This is a genomic window from Desulfovibrio sp. SGI.133 (genome assembly GCF_050313955.1).
In the GTDB taxonomy this organism is placed as follows: domain Bacteria; phylum Desulfobacterota; class Desulfovibrionia; order Desulfovibrionales; family Desulfovibrionaceae; genus Desulfovibrio.
On sequence record NZ_JBNPMK010000001.1, the window covers coordinates 332978 to 352862 of the forward strand.

18 protein-coding genes are annotated in these 19885 nt (G+C 62.5%); 3 read left to right on the plus strand and 15 right to left on the minus strand.

The genetic code is table 11. The annotated features are described in order from the left end of the window. The first annotated feature begins 53 nt into the window (after window positions 1–53). From ACQRBR_RS01600 to ACQRBR_RS01610, 3 genes are all read left to right on the plus strand, one after another. Entirely contained in the window at window positions 54–2069 is a 2016-nt protein-coding gene (locus tag ACQRBR_RS01600) for a cation:proton antiporter (RefSeq protein WP_321127702.1), read from the plus strand. Window positions 2070–2189: 120 nt separating this feature from the next. Then, a complete protein-coding gene (locus tag ACQRBR_RS01605; RefSeq protein WP_204625569.1) occupies window positions 2190–2609 on the plus strand; it encodes a CoA-binding protein in 420 nt (139 codons plus the stop codon). Between the two features lie 16 nt (window positions 2610–2625). Next, window positions 2626–3075 (plus strand): YkgJ family cysteine cluster protein, encoded by a 450-nt coding sequence (locus ACQRBR_RS01610; protein WP_168935795.1) that lies wholly within the window; start codon window positions 2626–2628, stop codon window positions 3073–3075. Between the two features lie 55 nt (window positions 3076–3130). Here ACQRBR_RS01610 and ACQRBR_RS01615 read toward each other — a convergent pair whose 3' ends face one another. The 15 genes from ACQRBR_RS01615 to ACQRBR_RS01685 all read right to left on the minus strand — a co-directional run bounded on the left by ACQRBR_RS01615 (window position 3131) and on the right by ACQRBR_RS01685 (window position 19714). Continuing rightward, window positions 3131–4129 carry a hypothetical protein gene (locus ACQRBR_RS01615; protein WP_427812132.1) on the minus strand — a complete coding sequence of 333 codons (999 nt, stop codon included), beginning with the start codon at window positions 4127–4129 and terminating at the stop codon, window positions 3131–3133. After that, window positions 4120–5067 carry a hypothetical protein gene (locus tag ACQRBR_RS01620; RefSeq protein WP_427812133.1) on the minus strand — a complete coding sequence of 316 codons (948 nt, stop codon included), beginning with the start codon at window positions 5065–5067 and terminating at the stop codon, window positions 4120–4122. Before ACQRBR_RS01620 ends, ACQRBR_RS01615 begins: the two co-directional genes overlap by 10 nt. A gap of 243 nt (window positions 5068–5310) precedes the next feature. Further along, complete coding sequence (locus ACQRBR_RS01625) at window positions 5311–5766, minus strand: GNAT family N-acetyltransferase (protein WP_427812134.1); 456 nt, start codon at window positions 5764–5766, stop codon at window positions 5311–5313. Between the two features lie 139 nt (window positions 5767–5905). Next, complete coding sequence (locus ACQRBR_RS01630) at window positions 5906–6427, minus strand: 3'-5' exonuclease (RefSeq protein WP_427812135.1); 522 nt, start codon at window positions 6425–6427, stop codon at window positions 5906–5908. Window positions 6428–6433: 6 nt separating this feature from the next. After that, on the minus strand, window positions 6434–6862 hold the full coding sequence (locus ACQRBR_RS01635; RefSeq protein WP_168935790.1) for a hypothetical protein: 429 nt from the start codon (window positions 6860–6862) through the stop codon (window positions 6434–6436). 456 nt (window positions 6863–7318) lie between these two features. Then, entirely contained in the window at window positions 7319–9541 is a 2223-nt protein-coding gene (feoB, locus tag ACQRBR_RS01640; protein WP_427812136.1) for a ferrous iron transport protein B, read from the minus strand. A 118-nt stretch (window positions 9542–9659) separates the two neighbouring features. Further along, window positions 9660–9932, minus strand: a complete 273-nt coding sequence (locus tag ACQRBR_RS01645) for a DUF2325 domain-containing protein (RefSeq protein ID WP_204626239.1) — start codon at window positions 9930–9932, stop codon at window positions 9660–9662. 209 nt (window positions 9933–10141) lie between these two features. Next, the gene (gene trpA, locus ACQRBR_RS01650) at window positions 10142–10909 is read right to left on the minus strand and encodes a tryptophan synthase subunit alpha (protein WP_303880418.1); all 768 of its coding nucleotides are present in this window, start codon (window positions 10907–10909) and stop codon (window positions 10142–10144) included. A 190-nt stretch (window positions 10910–11099) separates the two neighbouring features. Then, complete coding sequence (gene trpB / locus ACQRBR_RS01655; protein ID WP_204626237.1) at window positions 11100–12290, minus strand: tryptophan synthase subunit beta; 1191 nt, start codon at window positions 12288–12290, stop codon at window positions 11100–11102. An 83-nt stretch (window positions 12291–12373) separates the two neighbouring features. Next, complete coding sequence (locus ACQRBR_RS01660; protein WP_303880419.1) at window positions 12374–13024, minus strand: phosphoribosylanthranilate isomerase; 651 nt, start codon at window positions 13022–13024, stop codon at window positions 12374–12376. Next, on the minus strand, window positions 13014–13829 hold the full coding sequence (locus ACQRBR_RS01665) for an indole-3-glycerol phosphate synthase TrpC (protein WP_303880421.1): 816 nt from the start codon (window positions 13827–13829) through the stop codon (window positions 13014–13016). Before ACQRBR_RS01665 ends, ACQRBR_RS01660 begins: the two co-directional genes overlap by 11 nt. Next, a complete protein-coding gene (trpD, locus tag ACQRBR_RS01670) occupies window positions 13819–15411 on the minus strand; it encodes an anthranilate phosphoribosyltransferase (RefSeq protein WP_303880422.1) in 1593 nt (530 codons plus the stop codon). The genes ACQRBR_RS01665 and trpD overlap by 11 nt, the downstream gene beginning before the upstream one ends. Continuing rightward, a complete protein-coding gene (locus tag ACQRBR_RS01675) occupies window positions 15392–16834 on the minus strand; it encodes an anthranilate synthase component I family protein (RefSeq protein ID WP_427812137.1) in 1443 nt (480 codons plus the stop codon). Before ACQRBR_RS01675 ends, trpD begins: the two co-directional genes overlap by 20 nt. Before the next feature lie 236 nt (window positions 16835–17070). Then, complete coding sequence (locus ACQRBR_RS01680; RefSeq protein WP_303880426.1) at window positions 17071–19263, minus strand: glutamine synthetase III; 2193 nt, start codon at window positions 19261–19263, stop codon at window positions 17071–17073. Between the two features lie 28 nt (window positions 19264–19291). Then, window positions 19292–19714 (minus strand): FKBP-type peptidyl-prolyl cis-trans isomerase, encoded by a 423-nt coding sequence (locus ACQRBR_RS01685; protein ID WP_072332620.1) that lies wholly within the window; start codon window positions 19712–19714, stop codon window positions 19292–19294. Window positions 19715–19885: the final 171 nt, after the last annotated feature.

Consider the following 19885-nt stretch of genomic DNA (forward strand, 5'->3'; position numbering starts at 1 on the left):
CGGTCCGGGACCGACGCATGCCGTGCGGGTTCGCACCTGCACCGGAGGTACAAATGCATTTTGAACTGCTCGATGAACTGGTCATCATTTTCCTGCTTTCCATCGTCGTCAACCTTGTATGCAATAAGATAAAGCTGACGGCAACCGTAGGATTTTTGTTGACCGGCGTATTGTGCGGGCCTTCCCTGCTGGGCATCGTGGACAGCCAGTCCATCAGCGATGTGGCGGAGCTGGGCGTGGCCATGCTGCTGTTCACCATCGGTATGGAACTGTCCGGCGAGGCTCTGAGCCGCCTGAAACGCCCCGTTTTCCTGGGGGGCAGCCTGCAGATCGGCCTGACGGTCCTGGCCATAGCCGGCCTCACCGCCCTTCTGGACGGGACAAGCCTGCCCAGCGGTATTTTCTGGGGCTGTCTCGTGGCCCTGTCCTCTTCGGCCATCGTCTTGCAGATCTTCCAGCAGAAAGGCATCACCAGCACGCCGACGGGGCGTCTTTCTCTGGCCATCCTTGTTTTTCAGGACATCATGGTCGCGCCCATGATGCTCTGCGTGCCCCTGCTGTCCGGACAGTTCCACATGGCGCCCCTGGACATGCTGCTGTCGGTGCTGAAGGTGGGCGGCATCCTCGGGGCCGTGCTGCTGGCCGCGCATCTGGGACTCAACCGCTTCATGGAAGCGGTCATGCGCACCCGCTCGCGAGAGCTGCTCTTCCTCTCGACCCTGGGCACCTGTTTCGGTATGGCGCTGCTGACCCACAGTCTGGGCCTTTCCCTTTCGCTGGGCGCCTTTTTGGCGGGCCTGATGCTGGCCCGTTCCCAGTACAGCATGAGCGTCATCTCGGGCATCATGCCCTACCGTGACGTCTTCATGAGCCTGTTCTTCATCTCCGTGGGCATGATGCTGGATCTCTCCTTCTTCCTCCAGCACATCTGGGCCATCCTGTTCAACACCCTGCTGTTCATCCTGATCAAGAGCCTGCTGACCATGCCCGCCGTCCTGGTACAGGGGTACCCGCTGCGCACGGCCATCCAGACCTCCCTCTGCCTCGCGCAGGTCGGTGAATTTTCCTTCGTGCTGGCCGCCTCCGGCCTGGCCGCCGGTCTGCTCAACGACATCGGCTACCAGTCCTTCCTGGCCCTGAGCGTCATCACCATGATGCTCACGCCCTTCCTCATTAATCTGGCCCCCCGCGCCGCCGCCCTGCTGACCAGGGGACGCGGCAAGGAAGCCTCCAGCCCGGAAGCAGAGCAGCAGAAGGCCAGTACCCTCAAGGATCATCTCATCATCGTGGGCTTCGGCATCAGCGGCAAGCACCTGGCCCAGGTGGCCAAGGAATCCGGCATCCCCTACACCATCCTGGAGATGAACCCCGAGACCGTGAGCCGCTACAAGAACAAGGAGCCCATCTCGCACGGGGACGCCTCCCAGCCTGTCATCCTTGAGCATCTGGGCGTCTACACGGCCCGTGTCCTGGCCATCATCATCTCCGACCCGGCGGCCGTGCGTGCCATCACCCTGGAGGCCCGGCGCATGAACCCCGACCTCTACATCGTGGCCCGCACCCGCTTCATCACCGAGGTCGCCCCGCTGCGCCGCCTGGGAGCCAATGTGGTCATCGCCGAGGAATTCGAGACCTCCATCGAGGTGTTCAACCAGGTGCTGACCCAGTATCTGGTGCCTCGTCAGGATATCGACGCTTTCTCCGCCCGCCTGCGCCAGCAGAATTACCGCATGATCCGGCGCATGAGCAGTGCTGCGGACAGTCTGGAAAGCGTTGCCAGCCGTCTGCCCGAAATGGGAGTGCAGACCATGCGGCTGGAGGCAGGCTCCCCCCTGTGCGGCCTCAGCCTTGCCCAGAGCAACCTGCGCCGGGAATACGCCGTGACCGTGGTGGCCGTGGCCCGCAGCGAACAGGAGGTAGTGGCCTCCCCGCCTGCCGACTTCGTCATGGAAGCCGGGGATCTGCTCTACCTGTTCGGCAAAACGGACAAGCTCTTTGCCGTCAAGCCGGTCATTTGTGCCGCTCCTGCGACACCTGCAGCGACCGCCCAGGAGGCCCACCAGGCCTGATATCGCGACAGGGCGCAAGTTTTCATCAAGACGGAGCCCAGGCTTGCGCTTGCCCCTGTCAGCCCGTATAGTCGTCTTCCCCCGTCGGCTATGTCGGGGCAATCCCTTATGGAGGCAAGGATGCTTTCGTTTACCGCCATCCGGGACGTACTCCAGCGATCCCGCAGCATCGCCATCGTAGGCGCCAAGGACAAAGCCGGGCAGCCCGTGGACAGAGTGGGCCGCTATCTGCTGGACAAGGGCTATACCATCTTTCCGGTGCACCCTGTCCGCAAGACCGTCTGGGGCCTGACGGCCTATCCCGATCTGGCGTCCCTGCCCCAGCCGGTGGACATCATCGACCTTTTCCGTGCTCCCCAGTACTGCCCCGCCCATGCGCAGGAAGTGCTGGCCCTGCCCTGGAAGCCCCTCTGCTTCTGGATGCAGGAGGGCATCCGCTCTGCCGAGGCTCGTGCCCTGCTGGAGCCTGAACAGATCCTGGTGGTGGAGGATCTCTGCCTCATGGTCGAACACGCCCGCCTGCTCACTTTGCAAAAATAATCCTGAGGATATCGAAATGAGCCAAGAAACCCAGGCCTTTTCCTGTAAGATGTGCGGCCATTGCTGCAAGGGGAAAGGCGGTATCGTCGTCAGCCCCTCCGACCTGAAGCGGCTCTGCGCCACTCTCCGCATGGAAGAGGAAGAGGTGATACGCCAGTTTGGGGAATATGTGGGGACCAAACTCAAGATCCGCGTGGGCGAAGACGGCTACTGCATCTTCTTCCGGGAAGGCAAAGGCTGCATCGTCCATGAAGGCAAGCCTTCCATCTGCAAAGCCTGGCCTTTTTTCCGGGGCAATATAGAAGACCCCGTCAGCCTGCATCTGGCCAAGGATTTTTGTCCCGGCATCCCCAAAGAGATCAGCCATGCCGACTTTGCCGCCCAGGGCAAACGCTATCTGCAGGAAAACGGTCTGCTGGCCAGTGACCGCAGCTGCGAGGCCAATGCCCTGATCCTGGACAAATAGGTTGCCTGAACATTGAAAAAAAAACAGCCCGGAAGATGATCTTCCGGGCTGTTTTTCATGATCCGGTCCTCGATCCGGCGGCTTTTGCCGCATCCAGATCCGCCTGCAGGCGTTCTGCCTGCAAATGGCGTACACGGCGCAAAAAATCTTCACGATATGTCGCAGACTGTCCCGGAGATGTCTCCCCCTCGCGGAGACGCCGCTCGATGGCGGATCGCCGTGCCTCCGGGACATGCTCCAGCAGGGCCGTACGCACGGCAGGCCCGCAGGTATCCAAGACCCCGACCAGAGCTTCACCGGACGTTTCCTCCAGTGCCTCTTCCAGCAGACCGTCCTCCAATTTCAAACAGTCTTCAGGACAGTGCACCATCCTGCCCAACAGCGACGGCAGGCGGGAGTCGTGCCGTTCCAGATCGGCCAGCAGCTCCCTGGCCGCATCCTTGCCCGCAGCCGCCACGATCTCCGCTGCCACTTGCAGGCCGGGACGCCAGTCCTGCACGGATTTTTCCGCAGCCTGCCGGGCAAGCACACTGTCCATCTCATCCAGGATGTCAGCATCCACCGGGGCCAGCCCGCCGATATGCTCCAGCAGCAGGGAGCGCATGTCCGTCGGCAGACGCATGAGCAGGCCCGCCGCCTGGGAAGCGGAAAGATGGCCAAGGACCAGTGCCAGCGTCTGGGGATGTTCCTGCCGCAGCAGCTGATAGAGCTGCCCCGGGCTCATCCGCTCCAGAGATTCGAACGGCCGTGCCGACTCCGCCGGGCCCCAGGCGCGCATGGTCTCCCGCGCCTCGCGCTCGCCAAGACAGTGCGCCAGCAGGCGACCGGCCAGGGCCCTGTCCGCACAGATGCCGTCGGCCTGCGTCTCAAGAAATATCCGGGCCTCCCGCAAGATGGACCGTACTTCGCTTTCGGGGACGTGCGGCAGGCTGGCCATGGCTTCCGTTATCCGGGCAACTTCCTGCCGTTGCATGCGGCCCAGCATGTCCGTAGCCACGTCTTCGCCCATGGCCAGAAGGAAGACCGCACACCGCTGGCTGCCTGTCAGTTGCATGACTCCCGCCCTCCTGCTGCCCCTTCCGGCGTTGTATCTTCCTGTGTCAGCCAGTGCCGCAGCAGGGCCACCCCCTGCCCGGGATGCTCGCGCAGAGAGGTTTCCAGCTGCCGACGCAGACTCTCGGCATCCTCTGCCGCTTTGCCGTCCCTTCCTGCCTCACACGGCAGTTTTTCCTCAAAACGGACTTCGGGATCGGCAGATGGGCCAGAGGCCCGACGACGTGCCCGGAAGAATGCAGCCATACCGGCCAGAGCCAGCACGGCAAAGGTAAGAGCCAGCCCCCGCAGGACAGCCGCATTCCGTCTGGCAGGCAGGAAACAGATCCGCAGGGCATCTCCCCTCCCCTCTTCCAGCGCACAGGCCTGCCCCAGCAGGCTCTCAAGATGCGGGCGCACTGTTTCCGGGACGGCATTTTCTTCCAGCAATACCGAGATGGTACGACGTCCCGTTGTCCGGCCTTTTTCCTTTTCTGCCCCATCCAGACTGACGAGGACCTCTGCCCTGCCGTTGCCTTCCAGCAGTGGCCGCAAGACCCGCAGGGCCTGTCGCTCAAGCGCCACTTCCTGTTCCCGGCGGGCCGTCTCGTCTGTCTCATGATCAGGATACAGGCGCCGTCCTTCCGTATCGAAGACGAGGACATGGCGCTTGTCCGGGGCATCCGGTATCAAGGCCAGGGTATCCAGCATCCTGTCCAGAGCTGCGGCATCCGGCATGGCTTCCGGTCGCGCAGGCTCCAGGACGATGACCGCTCCGGGCTGCCAGCTTTGGGGAGCAAGTTGCACCCGCGCCTGACGGATGCAGGAGAACTGTTCCAGCTGCCGGGCCAGCATGGTCTCCCGCTCATGGCGAAGGACGGCCGCATCGTTATCTCCGCTACACCCGCCTTCCCCCTGCAGGGACAACCAGCCAAGAAGTACGGCCAGAAGCAAAGACACGAACCCGACAGCCGCAAACGCGGCTTGCCGTGTACGCCCTGTCGCTCTGTGACGCTCCTGCATGCTGCCCGACACTGCCAAATTTCCCCCATGGATACCTGTATCCATATATACTTAGCAAAGAGGATGCCATTCATAAATAGTCATTAATTACAATATATTAAACATCTTTATCAAAAGACTTCACATAAATATTCAAAAAAATGACGCACGCTGTCCCTGACCCAAGTCCACGTTCCCTGCCTATCTCCCGACAGACAGCTGGCGCCGCAGGTACACCATATCACGCAAGCGAATGCCCTCTTCCACGATGGGTCGGGGATAGTTGCGGGTAAAGAAGTCAGGGATGCGGTCAAACGGCACAAAACCACAGGCCCGGTAAAATGCCAGCGTCGATGGGACTTCTCCTGTTCCCAGCTGCACACTGTGGCAGGACGAGGCATAGCGCGCACAGACAAATTCTATCAGCGCCCTGCCGTAACCGCGTCTGCGCCAGGCGGCTGCCACGGCCAGGTTCTTGATCTCCACCACGCCTTCACTCTCACGGGTCACGACGCAAAGCCCCCGGGCATCGGGATCATGAAGGACGAACAGCTCCCCGCGTTCCAGATAACGGTCTATCATGGCTTCGCTCTCATCCCCTATGAGCAAGAGCGGCAACCAGGCTTTTTTATGACTACGGACATGCACGATATCCATATCCCCTCCCGGTTCTCTGTCTCTCCATACGGTCGCGCGGCTTCTCCCATCCGCCCGTGTCCCGTTCGCCAACCTTCAGTAATAAAAAAAGGAGGTCATCCCCCGGGGGATGCCTCCTGTCTGCGCTGTTTGAACGTCGTTACAATTTCATCTGGCCATCCGTGACGCCAAGGCCACGCAGGCGCAAATAGATCTCCGCACAGGCCCGGGCATCGGACCCCGCATGATGATGATCCAGCGGGATACCGAAGTAGTCGCAAACGCTGTCCAGCGCCCGCGATGCCAGAGGCAGGCTGCGGCGCGCTCCCTTGAGCGTACACAAAAACGGCAGCTGCGGCTGCACAAGGCCCAGCGCCTGGCAGGACGCATGCAGTACCCTGCGATCGAATCCGGCATTGTGGGCCAAGATGGCATGGCTGCCTTCCATGAAGGCAACGAGCTGCGACCACAGTTCCGTGAAGGTGGGAGCATCTTTCAGCATGGACCAGGTCAGGCCATGCACATGGGTGAACAACACACGAGAGGACGGCGGACGGATCAGGCTGTAAAAGCTGTCCGTCACCGCGCCGTCCTCGATGCGGCAAAGGCCCACAGCGCACGCGCTGTGGGCCGCATAGCCGGAAGTTTCAAAATCAAGGGCCACATACCGGCCTGTCGTCATACGGGGCTACTCCTTGCCCTCCGCCGCGCTGCGGGCAGCTTCGGCGATGCGATCAGCGATATAGGCACGCATGGCATCGTCGTCTTCATCCAGATTGAAGCAGCAGGCATCCTCACCCATGAGGCCGGCCGGTACATAGTCGCCCAGCTCGTCGGGATCCTGGATCATGTCGGCATAGAAGCAGACCGACAGCCAGCGGCTTTCAGGCTCGTCATCCACCACGTCCACCAGAACGAACAGCTCACGCCGTTTCTGGGCGGCATTGCGCGCACGCAGCGAATAGCTGACGCCCGGACGGGCCTTGAATTCCAGCGAAACGTTTTCCAGCCCCACCAGATAGTCACGATACGCCAGGAAGGCCGCGCGGGCATTCAGGGGATCGCTCTGCCAGGCCTGCACCAGTTCTTCAACGCCCTTGCTCCAGTCAGCGGACATATGAACACTCCTTTGTCTGCTCTTTGCCACGGCGTACCGCATACGGACGAAACGGCCTCGTCGTGAATCCGGGCACCCCGTTTCGCACACAGCCTGACCACCGGGTCGCGCGCGTCCATCGTCTGCGGACCGCATGTCCGCCGGATCAGAGAATGCCCCATCGTGGGGATAATGCCCGTGCTCCGCAGCCTTTGTCAAGGCAGGATACAGCCCTCTCCCGGCGGAGGATCAAGATAGCCAGGTGCGCACCGTGCTGTTGGTCTCCATCCCTGTCTTATAAGCACGGCGGCCATTCTCATGCCGCACCTTTAGGGGACCAGCGCCGGTCCCGCCTATTGTGGACCGGATCAGGCTCCCTCTTTCACAGCCACGGACATAAAAAAGGAGGGGCTCCAGAAAGCCCCTCCCATATGGCGGCGAATGATACCTGCCGCCGGACGTTCAGCTTGTATGGGGCTAATCCCAGACAACCAGACCGATCTGGTAGGCTGCTACGGAGACGGCAAAGGCCAGCAGCGTATTGAAGACCATGCTGAAGATCAGCCAGCGCCAGCCCCCGGCCTCACGCTGGATCACCACCAGGGAGACGAAGCAGGGCGAGTACAGCAGAACGAAAAGCATCAGGGAAAGGGCCGTGGCCTTATTCCAGTTGGGATTGTTCTGCAGCAGCTGGCCCAGACTCTGGGCATCTTCGGGATCCACATCACCAAGGGAGTAAGCCGTGCCCATGGTGGAGACCACGGCTTCCTTGGCCGCCACACCGGCCAGCAGGGCGATGTCCGTACGCCATTCAAAACCGGCAGGCAGGGTCAGGGGTTCGATGGCCTTACCCAGGCGACCGGCATAGCTGTAGGCCAGCTCGGCAGCGCCCTTCTCTTCTTCCAGCTTGGTGATCTGCTCTTCCAGAGCAGCGCGGCCTTCGTCTTCGGCAGGCAGGGCTTCCATCTGGGACGTCAGCTGCTCGATCTGCGTGTCGAACTTGGCCGATTCGGCTTCATCCAGCTTGGGATAGGTCAGACCGGCCCAGATGATGATGGAGATGGCCAGGATCACGGTACCGGCCTTCTTCACATACATCCAGGTGCGTTCCCAGCAGTGCATGAGCACGCTGAACAGGGTGGGCAGACGATAGGGAGGCAGTTCCATGACGAAGGGAGTCGCCTCCCCCTTGATGATGGTGGAGCGCAGCAGACGGGCCACCAGCAGGGCAAAGACCCAGCCGGACAGCATGACCAGCATCATCACCGTCGGGGCCTGATCCCCAAAGAAGGCCGCAGCCAGCAGAAGGAACACGGGCAGCTTGGCGCCGCAGCTCATGTACGGCAGGGTCAGCAGGGTCGCCAGCTTTTCCTTGGGGCTGCGCAGGGTACGCGTGGCCATGGCGCCGGGAATGGCGCAGCCGCCCGCGATGCCGCCCGCGATGATGTAGGGCATGACAGAGGCGCCGTGCAGACCGAACGCGCGGAAAATGCGGTCCATCATATAGGCGATACGCGCCATGTAGCCGCTGTCTTCCAGGAAGGCGATGAGGGCGAACATGATGACGATGAGGGGCGCGAAGCTGAGCACGCCGCCCACGCCGCCGATGATGCCGTCCACCACTAGGGATTGCAGCTCCCCTTCAGGGATGATCCCGGCAAAGAATTCGCCCAGCGCGGCGCAACCGTCTTCCACCCAGCCCTGAGGGTAGGCGCCGACCTCGATGGTCACATAAAACAGGCCATACAGCACGGCCAGCATAATGAGCGGGCCGAAAAAGGCATTGGTCAGCACCTTGTCCAGCTTGTCGGAAAGGGCCAGACGGTCCTTGCCCGCATCCTGGCGCACCACGCCGTCACGCAGCAGCCCGCGGATGTACCCGTAGCGGGCATCCGTGATGTAGGCTTCCATGGAAATATTATGCCCGGTACGGATGTGTTCGGCCACCTTGCGGCGCACGGCATCCAGTTCCGCCGCGGCCTCGCTGCTGGCCTGGTGCACTTCCTTGCGGATCTCGGCATCACCTTCCATGAGCTTCACGGCGATCCAGTGGGCCGCGTACTTTTTCAGCAGGCCTTCACGGTTGATGATGGCACGCATGGCACGCAGACCTTCGTCGATGTCCGCGCCGTAATTGAGTTCCAGCACCCGGCGCTGACCTTCGCCAGCCAGACGCACCGCCTCGCCGAGGGCCTGCTGCAGACCTTCACCGGTACGGGCCACAGCGGACACCACAGGAATACCCATCATCCTGGACAGGCGCTCCATGTCGATATGCACACCGGCCTTGCGGGCTTCGTCCATCATATTGCAGACCAGTACCACAGGCAGGCCCATCTCCATCATCTGTACGGTCAGCAGCAGGTTACGCTCCAGAGCCGAAGCGTCCACCACGTTGATGACGGCCTGCACATCGCCGCTGCCCAGTTCGGCACGAGCCACCAGCTCTTCCATGGAATAGGCGGTCAGAGAATAGGTCCCGGGCAGGTCAACCAGGGTGATGTCGGCGTTGCCGTGGCGCACATGACCTTCCTTGCGGTCCACCGTGACGCCGGGATAGTTGCCCACATGCTGCCGCGCGCCTGTATAGGCATTGAACACCGTGGTCTTGCCACAGTTGGGATTGCCTGCCAGAGCGATCCGCAACGCTCCCGTGGCCATTTTCCCCTGACCACCATCAAACCGGGCTTCAGCACTCATTCCAAAAACTCCTCTTTGAGGCCTTGTGTGACTAATTGGCGAAACAAAGGTAAGGGTTCGAAAAAACGAATTTCATTTCCCGAACCCTATCCAACTTGAAAATGAATGTCAATATTTATTAAGACGACAAACAATCACGCAAACTGGACACTCCGCAGGAGTGCACCAGATGGATGGGGATGTTGCGGGAGCGGGCATGCAGCAGAGCCTTGCGCTTGGCTTCATGCGAGACTTTGTTGGTGAACACGATGATGGCATCAGGGTTGCCGATCTTATCCACAAAATTTCGTTCGTTACGGCTGATGCATTTAAGGGTTGCTCCCCCCTGACGGGCAGCGGCAATATAGTCCTGCTTGAGTCTGTCCATTCCGCCGATGAGAGTGACGCACATATATGGCTCCTTATCTTGTTTTCATGCTCAGCACCCACTTGCTGCAGATCCAACTTAATTGAAAAAGAATTTCAATGTCAATAAAAAATTCACAACTCCCTAAAAAAGGAGCCGTCCCTGCTCTGACAGAGATGGCTCCTCTTTTCCGGTGAGGGCAACTCGCGATACTGCCCTCACCTTATTCTGAAAAAACAATATATACCTAAAAGTTACTTCCAGCGTGCGATAAATTCGGCCGCTGGCTTTCCTGCATCCAGGTGCTTCAACAGAGCACTGCCGAAGACCACGGCATCAGGCAGGGTATCCGGAGGCAGCCCTTGCATCTGTTCCGGCTGCTCCAGACCGAAGCCCAGCGCCAGCGGCAGGTGGAATACGGAGCGGGCCCGCTGCAAGGTTTCGGCCACCTGCATTTCCATACGGGCGCGCTGTCCCGTGGTCGCCATGGCCGAGACCACATAGACGTACCCCTCGCTGACGTCCGCATACAAGCGCATTCGTTCCTCCGGCGTATTGGGACCCACCAGAGCGATCAGGGCTAGGCCCTGTGCGGCGAAGATGCGGCGGATGTCCCCGGATTCCTCAAAGGGCAGATCCGGGATGATGAAACCATGCACACCGGCTTCGCGGGCCTCCACAGCCAGCTTTTCCAGACCATATTGCAGGAAGGGGTTCAGGTAGCCCATCAGGACGATGCCCGCACGGAAGACACCGGCACGCAACTTCAGCTCTGCCATGATCCGTTCCAGACAGACACCGTCGCTCAGCACCCGGCGCGAGGCCTCCTCCACCACAGGGCCGTCGGCCACAGGATCGGAAAAAGGGACACCGATCTCGATGATGTCCGCCCCGCTCTCATCCAGTTCCACCAGAGCGGGCCAGAAGCGTTTTTCATCCGGAAAACCGAAGGTCACGAAGGGGATCAGGGCATGACGTCCGGCGGCACGGGCCGCACGGATCTTTTCTTCAAGGATATGCATGACGAACTCCCAGAGCGGCCGTTGACGACCGCTCCCGTTATGGCTGTTGTTATATGGCTCTCTGCCGGTCTTTTCCGAACGACAGCAGGGGGATGGGGCTGTTTCTCCTCTCCATGTACGCGGGGGATGTATCTTCCCCGCTGCGGCACCCCTGCCCGTCCGTGCCGGAGGCTCTATTCCGCGGATAGCGCTAGCAGATGTCCCCGCTTTCCGGCAGGTTCAGGGCTTTGCGCACGATGGCCAGGTCCTTGTCTCCCCGGCCGGAGAGGTTGACCACCACCTTGCTGCCGGGCTCGAACTCTTCGGGATGGTCCAGGACCCAGGCCAGAGCATGGGAAGATTCCAGGGCGGGCAGGATACCTTCGGCATGGCACAGTTTTTCAAAGGCGGCCAGAGCGCGGGCATCACGGACCATCACATAGCGCACACGGCCCGTCTTGTGCAGGAAGGCATGCTCCGGCCCCACGCCGGGATAATCCAGCCCGGCCGAAACAGAGTGCGAAGGCTCGATCTGGCCGTCACTGTTCTGGAGCAGCATGGTACGGTTGCCGTGCAGCACGCCGGGGCTGCCCAGATTGAGCGGCGCGGAATTGAAGCAACCCGGCTCGCCCGTACCGGCGGCTTCCACCCCGATGATGCGCACGCGCTCGTCCTCCAGGAAAGGATGGAACAGACCGATGGCGTTGGAACCGCCGCCCACGCAGGCCACCACGGCATCCGGTAAGCGCTGGGCACGGGCCAGCATCTGTTCCCGCACTTCCTGCCCGATGACCTGCTGGAACATGCGCACCAGCGTGGGGAAGGGATGCGGTCCCGCAGCCGTCCCAAAGCAGTAGTGCGTGGTCTGCTGGCTGACGATCCAGGCACGCAGGGCCTCGTTGATGGCATCCTTGAGCGTACGCGAACCACTTTCCACCGGATGCACGGTGGCCCCGAGCAGGCGCATGCGCATGACGTTGGGCGCCTGCCGCTCCACATCTTCCGCCCCCATATAGATGGTGCAGCTCATGCCCAGGCGGGCGGCCGCCACAGCCGTGGCCACACCGTGCTGCCCGGCGCCGGTCTCGGCCACCAGGGCGGTTTTGCCCATATACTTGGCCAGCAGGGCCTGCCCCAGGGTGTTGTTGATCTTGTGGGCGCCGGAATGCAGCAGGTCTTCACGCTTGAGCCACAGTTCAAAGCCCAGTTCTTCGGAAAGACGCGGACAGAAGGTCAGGGGCGTGGGCCGTCCCGCATAGTTATGCAGCAGATCCTGCAACTCGTCCTGGAATTGCTGCGTCGGCATGATGTCCCGCATGGCGGCTTCCACTTCCAGCAGCGGCGGCATCAGCAACTCAGGAACGAAACATCCCCCAAATTCGCCAAAATAGCCTTTCTTCATGGTCGTTCTCCACTATATCTGAACTGTATCGTATTTTATAACTTTTATCCGTCCGGCTCTCCAGCCCTGCCGGGATCAGGCCGTCAGGCCCGTCTGGAAGGATCTGCCGGAGCATCCCGAAAAACTTTTTCGACAAGGCGGGCCATATCCGTCATGGCCCGGGCATCCTTCTGCCCCGGCGCACCTTCCACGCCGGAATTGCAGTCCACGCCGTCCGGACGACACGCCGTCAGCGCCTGGCGGAAGTTGGCGGGCGACATACCCCCGGCCAGCAGCCAGGGATGGGGCAGGTGCAGACCACCCAGCTTTTCCCAGTCCAGCGTGTGCCCACTGCCGCCGCCTGCCCTGCCGGCATCCAGCAGGTACAGGGCACAGCTGTCGGCATACTGTCCCGCCGCGACGTCCAGAGCGGCCGTATCACCGTACCGTTGCGGCCACAGCACCCGGATCACCCGCTCCGCCCCCAGCTGACGGGCACAGTCCACGGACTGGTCTGCATGCAGCTGGGCCATGTCCAGTCGCGCCAGCCGCATGATGCGGGCTATCTCGTCACTGTCCTGCCCGGTGAAGACGCCCACACGCACCATGTCCCCGCTCTCCAGGCGGGAGACCGTCACGGCATCCACGCAACGGGGGCTGCCCGCATGGAACACGAAGCCGCAATGCGTGGCCCCCAGCCGGGCTGCCAGCGTCACATCTTCCTGCCGCCGCAAACCGCAGAATTTAAGCAGCATGATGCCCTTCCTCCCGGCCGCGGAGCAGCCGCCGCAGCGCGGCACCGGGCTGCCCTTCCTGCATGAGGGCCGTCCCCACCAGAGCGGCGGAGAATCCGGCCCGGGCGGCTTCTTCCAGATGCTCGCGGCGATCCATACCGCTGGCAGCGATCCAGATCTCCCCCTGTTCCGGCGGGTACTGCCGTGCCAGTTCCAGACAGGCCTGCCTGTCCACCCGCAGCGTATCCAGATCGCGGGCATTGACCTGGATGATGCGCGCCCCGCTCTCCCGGGCCAGATCCAGGTCCTTCCTGCCGCAGACTTCCACCACGGCCTGCATGCCGAAGCTTTCCGCCTGCTCCCGCAGACGGCGCAGCAACGCGGCATCCGGGGTAAGGGCCACGATGAGCAGCAGGGCCGCTGCCGGAGTGGCTGCCGTGGCCCGCACCTGCAGCGGATCGAAGATGAAGTCCTTGCGCAGCAGGGGCGTCCCCGGGCAACAGGCAGCCGCCCGTCCCAGAAAATCCAGCTCACCGGCAAAAAAACGCCGCTCCGTGAGGATAGACAGGGCCCCTGCCCCAGCCGCCACATACTGCCGGGCAGCCTCTTCCACCGTCAGGCTATGACAGATGGGCCCGCGGGACGGGGAAGCCTGCTTGAATTCCGCGATGACGGTCAGCGGCGCACCGGCCTCCCGTCGTTGCAGGGCCGCGGCAAAGTCGCCGCGCTGCCCGCTGAAGGGAACAGGCTGGGCCCCTTTCCTTTCCTGCTGCCGCAACCGTGCCACTTCATCCGCCTTGGCCCAAAGGAAACGCTCAAGCAGCATGGAGGACCCTCCTCCCCAGCCCGGCACGCACCGCTTCACGGGCACGGGCCATGCAGACATCCAGCGGCATCCCTTCTTCCATGAGGAAGATGGCCAGCCCCACGTTGAGGGCCACCATGTCGCGCATGGGGCGCGGGCCTTCGCCATCCAGCAGACGGCGCAGCACTGCCACAGCCTCTTCGCGGCTCTCCACCGCCAGATCCTCCGGCGTGCAGCTCTGAAAGCCGAAGCTGGCCGGATCCAGCTCCAGCGGCCGGACGCTGCCGTTGTGCAGCAGCATGGCCGTGGCCGGGCCCATGGGCGTCAGCTCGTCATAATTCCCGGCCCCGCAGACCACCGCCGCCCGGTAAAGCGCGGACTGCGACAGGGTATCGGCCAGAAGGGGCACCAGCTCGGGCCGGGCAACCCCCATGAGCAGATGGCTGGGCCGGGCCGGATTGATCATGGGGCCCAGCAGATTGAACAGGGTACGCACCCCCAGCTCCTTGCGCAGCGGGCCGATATTCTTGAATGCCGGGTGGAAATGCGGGGCAAAGAGGAAGGCAAAATTGCGTTTGGCCACCATGTCCGCCACCGCCGCGGGATCGGTATCCAGCGGGATGCCCAGGCTCTCCAGGGCATCGGCACTGCCGCAGGTGGACGAGACAGCCCGGTTGCCGTGCTTGACCACCTTGTAGCCCATGCCTGCCAGCACCAGCGACGTCGCTGTGGAGCAGTTGAAGGAATGACGACCGTCACCGCCGGTCCCCACCACGTCGATGCACGGGCCCGAGATGCCTTCCACGCGCACGGCGCGGGCCAGGGCAGCCCGGGTGGCGTGGGCCAGTTCCAGAGCGCTTTCCCCCTTCATGCGCAGCCCCATGAGGAAGCTCCCGGCCTGGGCAGGCGTCAGTCTGCCGTCCATGAGCGCCCCGAAGCTGCGGGACGCCATGTCCGCCGTCAGGTCTTCCCGCCGCGCCAGATGTTCCAGCACCTCGGCCATACCGCCGTCCCGCCCCTGCCGGGGCAGGATGGCCTGCGGGAAGTTGCCCAGCAGGCGCAGCCCGTCCGGCGTCAGGATGGATTCAGGATGGAACTGCACGCCCACCCACGGCCTGTCGCGATACTGCAGGGCCATGACCTCGCCCTCAGGGGCGCGGGCCGTCACCGTGAACAGCGCATTGCCCTCCCCTTCTCCGGCATGGACCACCAGCGAATGATAGCGGGCCACCTTCATGGGATTGGGCAGGCCTTCGAACAGGCCGCTGCCGTCATGCACGATCTCGGACTGCTTGCCGTGCATGATGCAGGGCCCCACATCCACCCGCGCTCCGGCGTGCAGGCCCAGCAGCTGATGGCCCAGGCAGACGCCCAGCACCGGTACATGGTGCGGCAGGCGGCGCAGGAATTCGGGGCAGAAGCCCGTCTGCGAGGGATGTCCCGGCCCGGGAGAGATGCAGACCATCTCCAGAGCGGGATCCGCGGCCATGTCCAGGATGGCGGGATCGTCGTTGCGCAGCACCACGGGCTCGTGCCCCAGGGCGTAGAACGCCTGGACCAGGTTGTAGGTAAAGGAATCGTAATTATCGATGAGCAGGAACATGGTCGTCACCCTCTTCAAGCACAAGGCGCATGATGGCTGATTTGTTGCAAACTTCTTTCCATTCCAGAGCGGCGTCCGAATCATGGACGATGCCGCCACCGGCCTGCCAGAACAGGCGCCCTTCGCGGCTCCACATGCTGCGGATGGCGATGCCCATGTCCAGATCCACGCTGTCCTTGTCCAGCCCCAGCCAGCCGATGCAGCCCGCATAGGGCCCGCGGGCACGGCCTTCCAGGCTGCGGATGATCTCCATGGCCCGGACCTTGGGCGCCCCGCTCACCGTCCCTGCCGGGAAGGTGGCCGCCAGCACGTCCAGGGCATCGCGTCCGGGGGCCAGACGGGCCGTGACCCGGCTGGTCAGATGCATGACATGGGAAAAACGCTCCACATCCATGCAACGCTCCAGGTTCACGCTGCCGGGCTGGGCCACCCGGCCAAGATCGTTGCGCCCAAGATCCACCAGCATCACATGCTCGGCCTGTTCCTTGGGATCGCTGCGCAATTCCTCCGCCAGCCGGGCGTCTTCCAGATCGTCCCGACCGCGACGGCGCGTCCCGGCGATGGGCGACAATTGCAGACGCCCCTTTTCGCAGCGCACCATGACCTCCGGCGAGGCCCCCCAGAAGCAGAACTCTCCCAGGCGCATGAAAAACATGTATGGCGAGGCATTGTAGCGGCGCATGCGCCGGTAGAGCACAAAGGGATCCCCTTCGCAGGCCACGGAAAAATTGACGGAAGGCACCACCTGTATGGCCTCGCCCTGGTGCAGCATGGCCTTGATCTTTTCCACCATGGCCTTGTAGCCCTCCTCTCCGGGATCGGCACGGACATCACCGCTGACACGGAAGCTGCCTTCCGCCCCGCGACTGCCCAGCACCTCGCGGTGTCCGCCCAGGCTGATCTGGCACAGCCGGTTGTACAGATGGTCGAAGACCAGCTGCGTCCCGGGCAGCACCAGCATGCTCTCCGCCTCTTCCGGCGGCATGACCGCGGCCAGACGGGGCTGGAACAGGGAGGCCATACCGAATCCCACCCAGCCGTAGAGGGCTCGTGTGATGGCCGGGAGTCCATCGATCTGTGCCGGGGCCTCTAGGTACAGGCCCTGCATCAGGCGGCGCAGGCCTTCCACGAAAGGCAGCCCCTGCAGGACGGCGAAAGGGGCAAGACGTTCGTCCTCGATGCGCAGATCCAGCCGCCCCTCACGGCAGCGGACATACAGGGCCATATCGCAGGCCAGGACGCTGTAGCGACCCCAGCGGCCGTCCACCTCCGCGCTTTCCAGCAGGATGCCGTCCTGCCGGCCCACCATGCCCAGATACAGGCTGATGGGCGTATCCATGTCGGCGGGCAGCCAGCGGGCCTGCTGCTGCAGGGAAACGAGAGGAGCATGGGAGGCCGCGTCGGGAAGTGTGGTCGTATTCATAGGGTCATTCCTTCAAAACATAAAAAAAAGCGCCGCTCCCCTGTGGGGGAACGGCGCTTGCTCAATGCATGTGACGTATCAATCGCAACAGGCTATGCCTGCACGTCCCCCGTACATTGACTCGCGCGCCACCAGAAGGTGCGGAAGCAGATGTTGGAGAAAGTGCACGACATGGAAATAATCCTGTTGGTTAAAAGTTCTTTGCGTAGAAAATCACAATTCTTTTCGGCTGTCAATTATTTTCCGAAAAGGATTTCCTGATAGCTGGGCAGATCCCACAGGTCATCGGCCACGCGGGTCTCCAGCAGGTCGGCATAGCGCCGCACTTCGCCCATGATGGGCAGCACTTCTTCGCAGTAGCGGGTGGCGCGGGCCAGGAAGTCGCCCTTGCCGTCCACACTGGCCAGCGTGGCTTCCAGGCTGCGGGTGGCATCCTGCAGGCCGCGCAGCTGCTCGGTGACCTCGTCCAGCGTGATGGTACGGAAGTCCTTGCCGATGGCCTTCATGCGGGCCGCGGTCTCGGCCAGTTCGCCCTGATAGCGCATGGCCGCGGGGAAGATGATGGTCCGGGCGATGCGGATGGTCAGGATTGCTTCGGTGCGTACGGTCTTGCAGTACTGCTCCAGATAGATGTCATAACGGGCCTTGAGCTCGGCACGGTTCAGGATGCCCAGACGCTCGTACAGATCGATGACTTCGGGACGGATCAGCTCGGGCATGGCCTCGGGCGTGGTGCGCAGGTTGGACAGGCCACGGCGTTCGGCTTCGGCATGCCAGATGCTGGAGTAGCCGTCACCGTTGAAGATAACGGCGCTGTGCTCTTCGATGACATGCTGCACATAGTGCTGGATGGCCGTGTTGAGGTCCTTGCCGCGGGCCAGGTCGCCTTCCAGGAAGTCGGCCGCGTGGCCCAGCGAATCAGCCATGATGGCGTTCAGGGCCGTGATGGAATCGGCCGCGGACTGGCTGGAACCCAGGGCGCGGAATTCGAAGCGGTTGCCCGTGAAGGCGATGGGGCTGGTGCGGTTGCGGTCACCGGGGTCGGTGGGCAGGGGCGGCAGGGTATCCACGCCCACGTTCATGACGCGGCCGCTCTTGCTGTTGGCGGCATCGTCGATACGACCGGCACGGAAGGCTTCGAACACTTCCGTCAGCTGGTCGCCCAGGAAGATGGACATGATGGCCGGCGGGGCTTCGTGAGCGCCCAGACGGTGGTCGTTGCTGGCGCTGGCCACAGTAGCACGCAGCAGGCCGCCGAACTTGTGCACGGCGCGGATCATGGCCGCACAGAACACCAGGAACTTGGCATTGGCGTGCGGGGTCTCGCCGGGGTTGAACAGCGTGCCCAGCTCGGCATTGCCGATGGAGTAGTTCACATGCTTGCCCGAACCGTTGACGCCGTAGAAGGGCTTTTCGTGCAGCAGGCACTTGAGCCCGTAGCGTTTGGCCACGTTGCGCAGGGTGGACATGATGATGTGGTTGTGGTCCACGGCCAGGTTGCTGGCCTCGTACAGAGGCGCGATCTCGTACTGGCTGGGGGCGGCTTCATTATGGCGGGTGCGCACGGGCACGCCTAGCTTGTAGAGCTCGCGTTCCACTTCCATCATGTAGGACAGCACGCGCTGGGGAATGACCCCGAAGTACTGGTCACTGAATTCCTGGCCCTTGGCCGGACGGGCGCCGAACAGCGAGCGTCCTGCCACCTGCAGGTCGGGACGGGCAAAGTTGAAGTTGTGGTCGATGCAGAAGTATTCCTGCTCCAGACCGGCGTAGGAGACCACAGGCAGCTTGGTCTCGATGCCGAACAGCTTCAGCACGCGGCGGGCCTCACGGTTAAGGGCCTGACCGGAACGCAGCAGCGGGGTCTTCTTGTCCAGGGCCACACCGGTCCACGAGAGGAACATGGTGGGGATGCACAGGAAGGTCCCGTTGGGGTTTTCCATGATGTAGGCGGGGCTGGTCACGTCCCAGGCCGTGTAGCCGCGCGCCTCGAAGGTGGAGCGCAGGCCGCCGGAGGGGAAGGACGAAGCATCGGGCTCGCCGCGGATCAGCATGGCGCCGGAAAATTCGGCGATGATGCGACCCTGGCCGTCAGGCATCAGGAAGCTGTCGTGCTTTTCCGCCGTCTGACCGGTCAGGGGGTAGAAGATATGGGTGAAGTGGGTAGCACCCTTTTCGATGGCCCAGTCCTTCATGACGGCGGCCACGGTATCGGCGATGCTGGGATCCATGCGCTCGCCGAATTCGATGGTCTTGTGCAGGGCCTTGTAGACATCCTTGGGCAGGCGTTCACGCATCACCTTGTCGGTGAAGACGTTGCAGCCGAAAATGTCGGTGGGCTTGGTATCGTAAAAGTTCAGCGGCGACGCTTCCGGCTTGTAGGTGGTGATGGCCTGAACGGCACTTCTGCGGGCGGAATTGCTGCTCATGAAAGCTCCCTTGTCAACGTCCGGGAACCTAGTTGACGCTGACGATTTCGATTTCGAAGGTCAGTTCCTTGCCGGCCAGGGGATGGTTGGCATCCAGGGTGATCTCTTCGTCCGTGACTTCGGTGATGGTCACGTCCATCTGGCCCTGCTCATTGGAAAGCTGCAGCGGCACACCCACGGTCAGCGGGATATGGTCGGGCACCTGGGCACGGTCCACGGTGAAGACCAGCTCGGGATCGCTTTCGCCATAAGCCTGGGACGGGGGAATGGTGACGGTCACGGTCTCGCCCGCTTCGTGGCCCATGACGGCGGCTTCGAAGCCGGGGATGAGCATGCCTTTGCCCATGGTGAATTCCAGGGGGTCGCGTTCGCGGGAAGAATCGAAAACAGTGCCGTCGCTGAGAGTGCCGGTGTAGTGCACACGCAGGGTGTCGCCATTCTTGATAGCCATGGATACTCCGTATACTTCGGGCAAGCCCGGTTGATTACAAAAAAGAATGCGCGGCAAAAGGCCGCGTGAAAGGCTGGAACCCGGATGCCGCCAGGGCATTTTCCACCGTTCCGCTGTTTTGGAATAAAGCAGGGGGGCTGCCATGTCAATGCGGGCAGGCTTGCCCTTTCC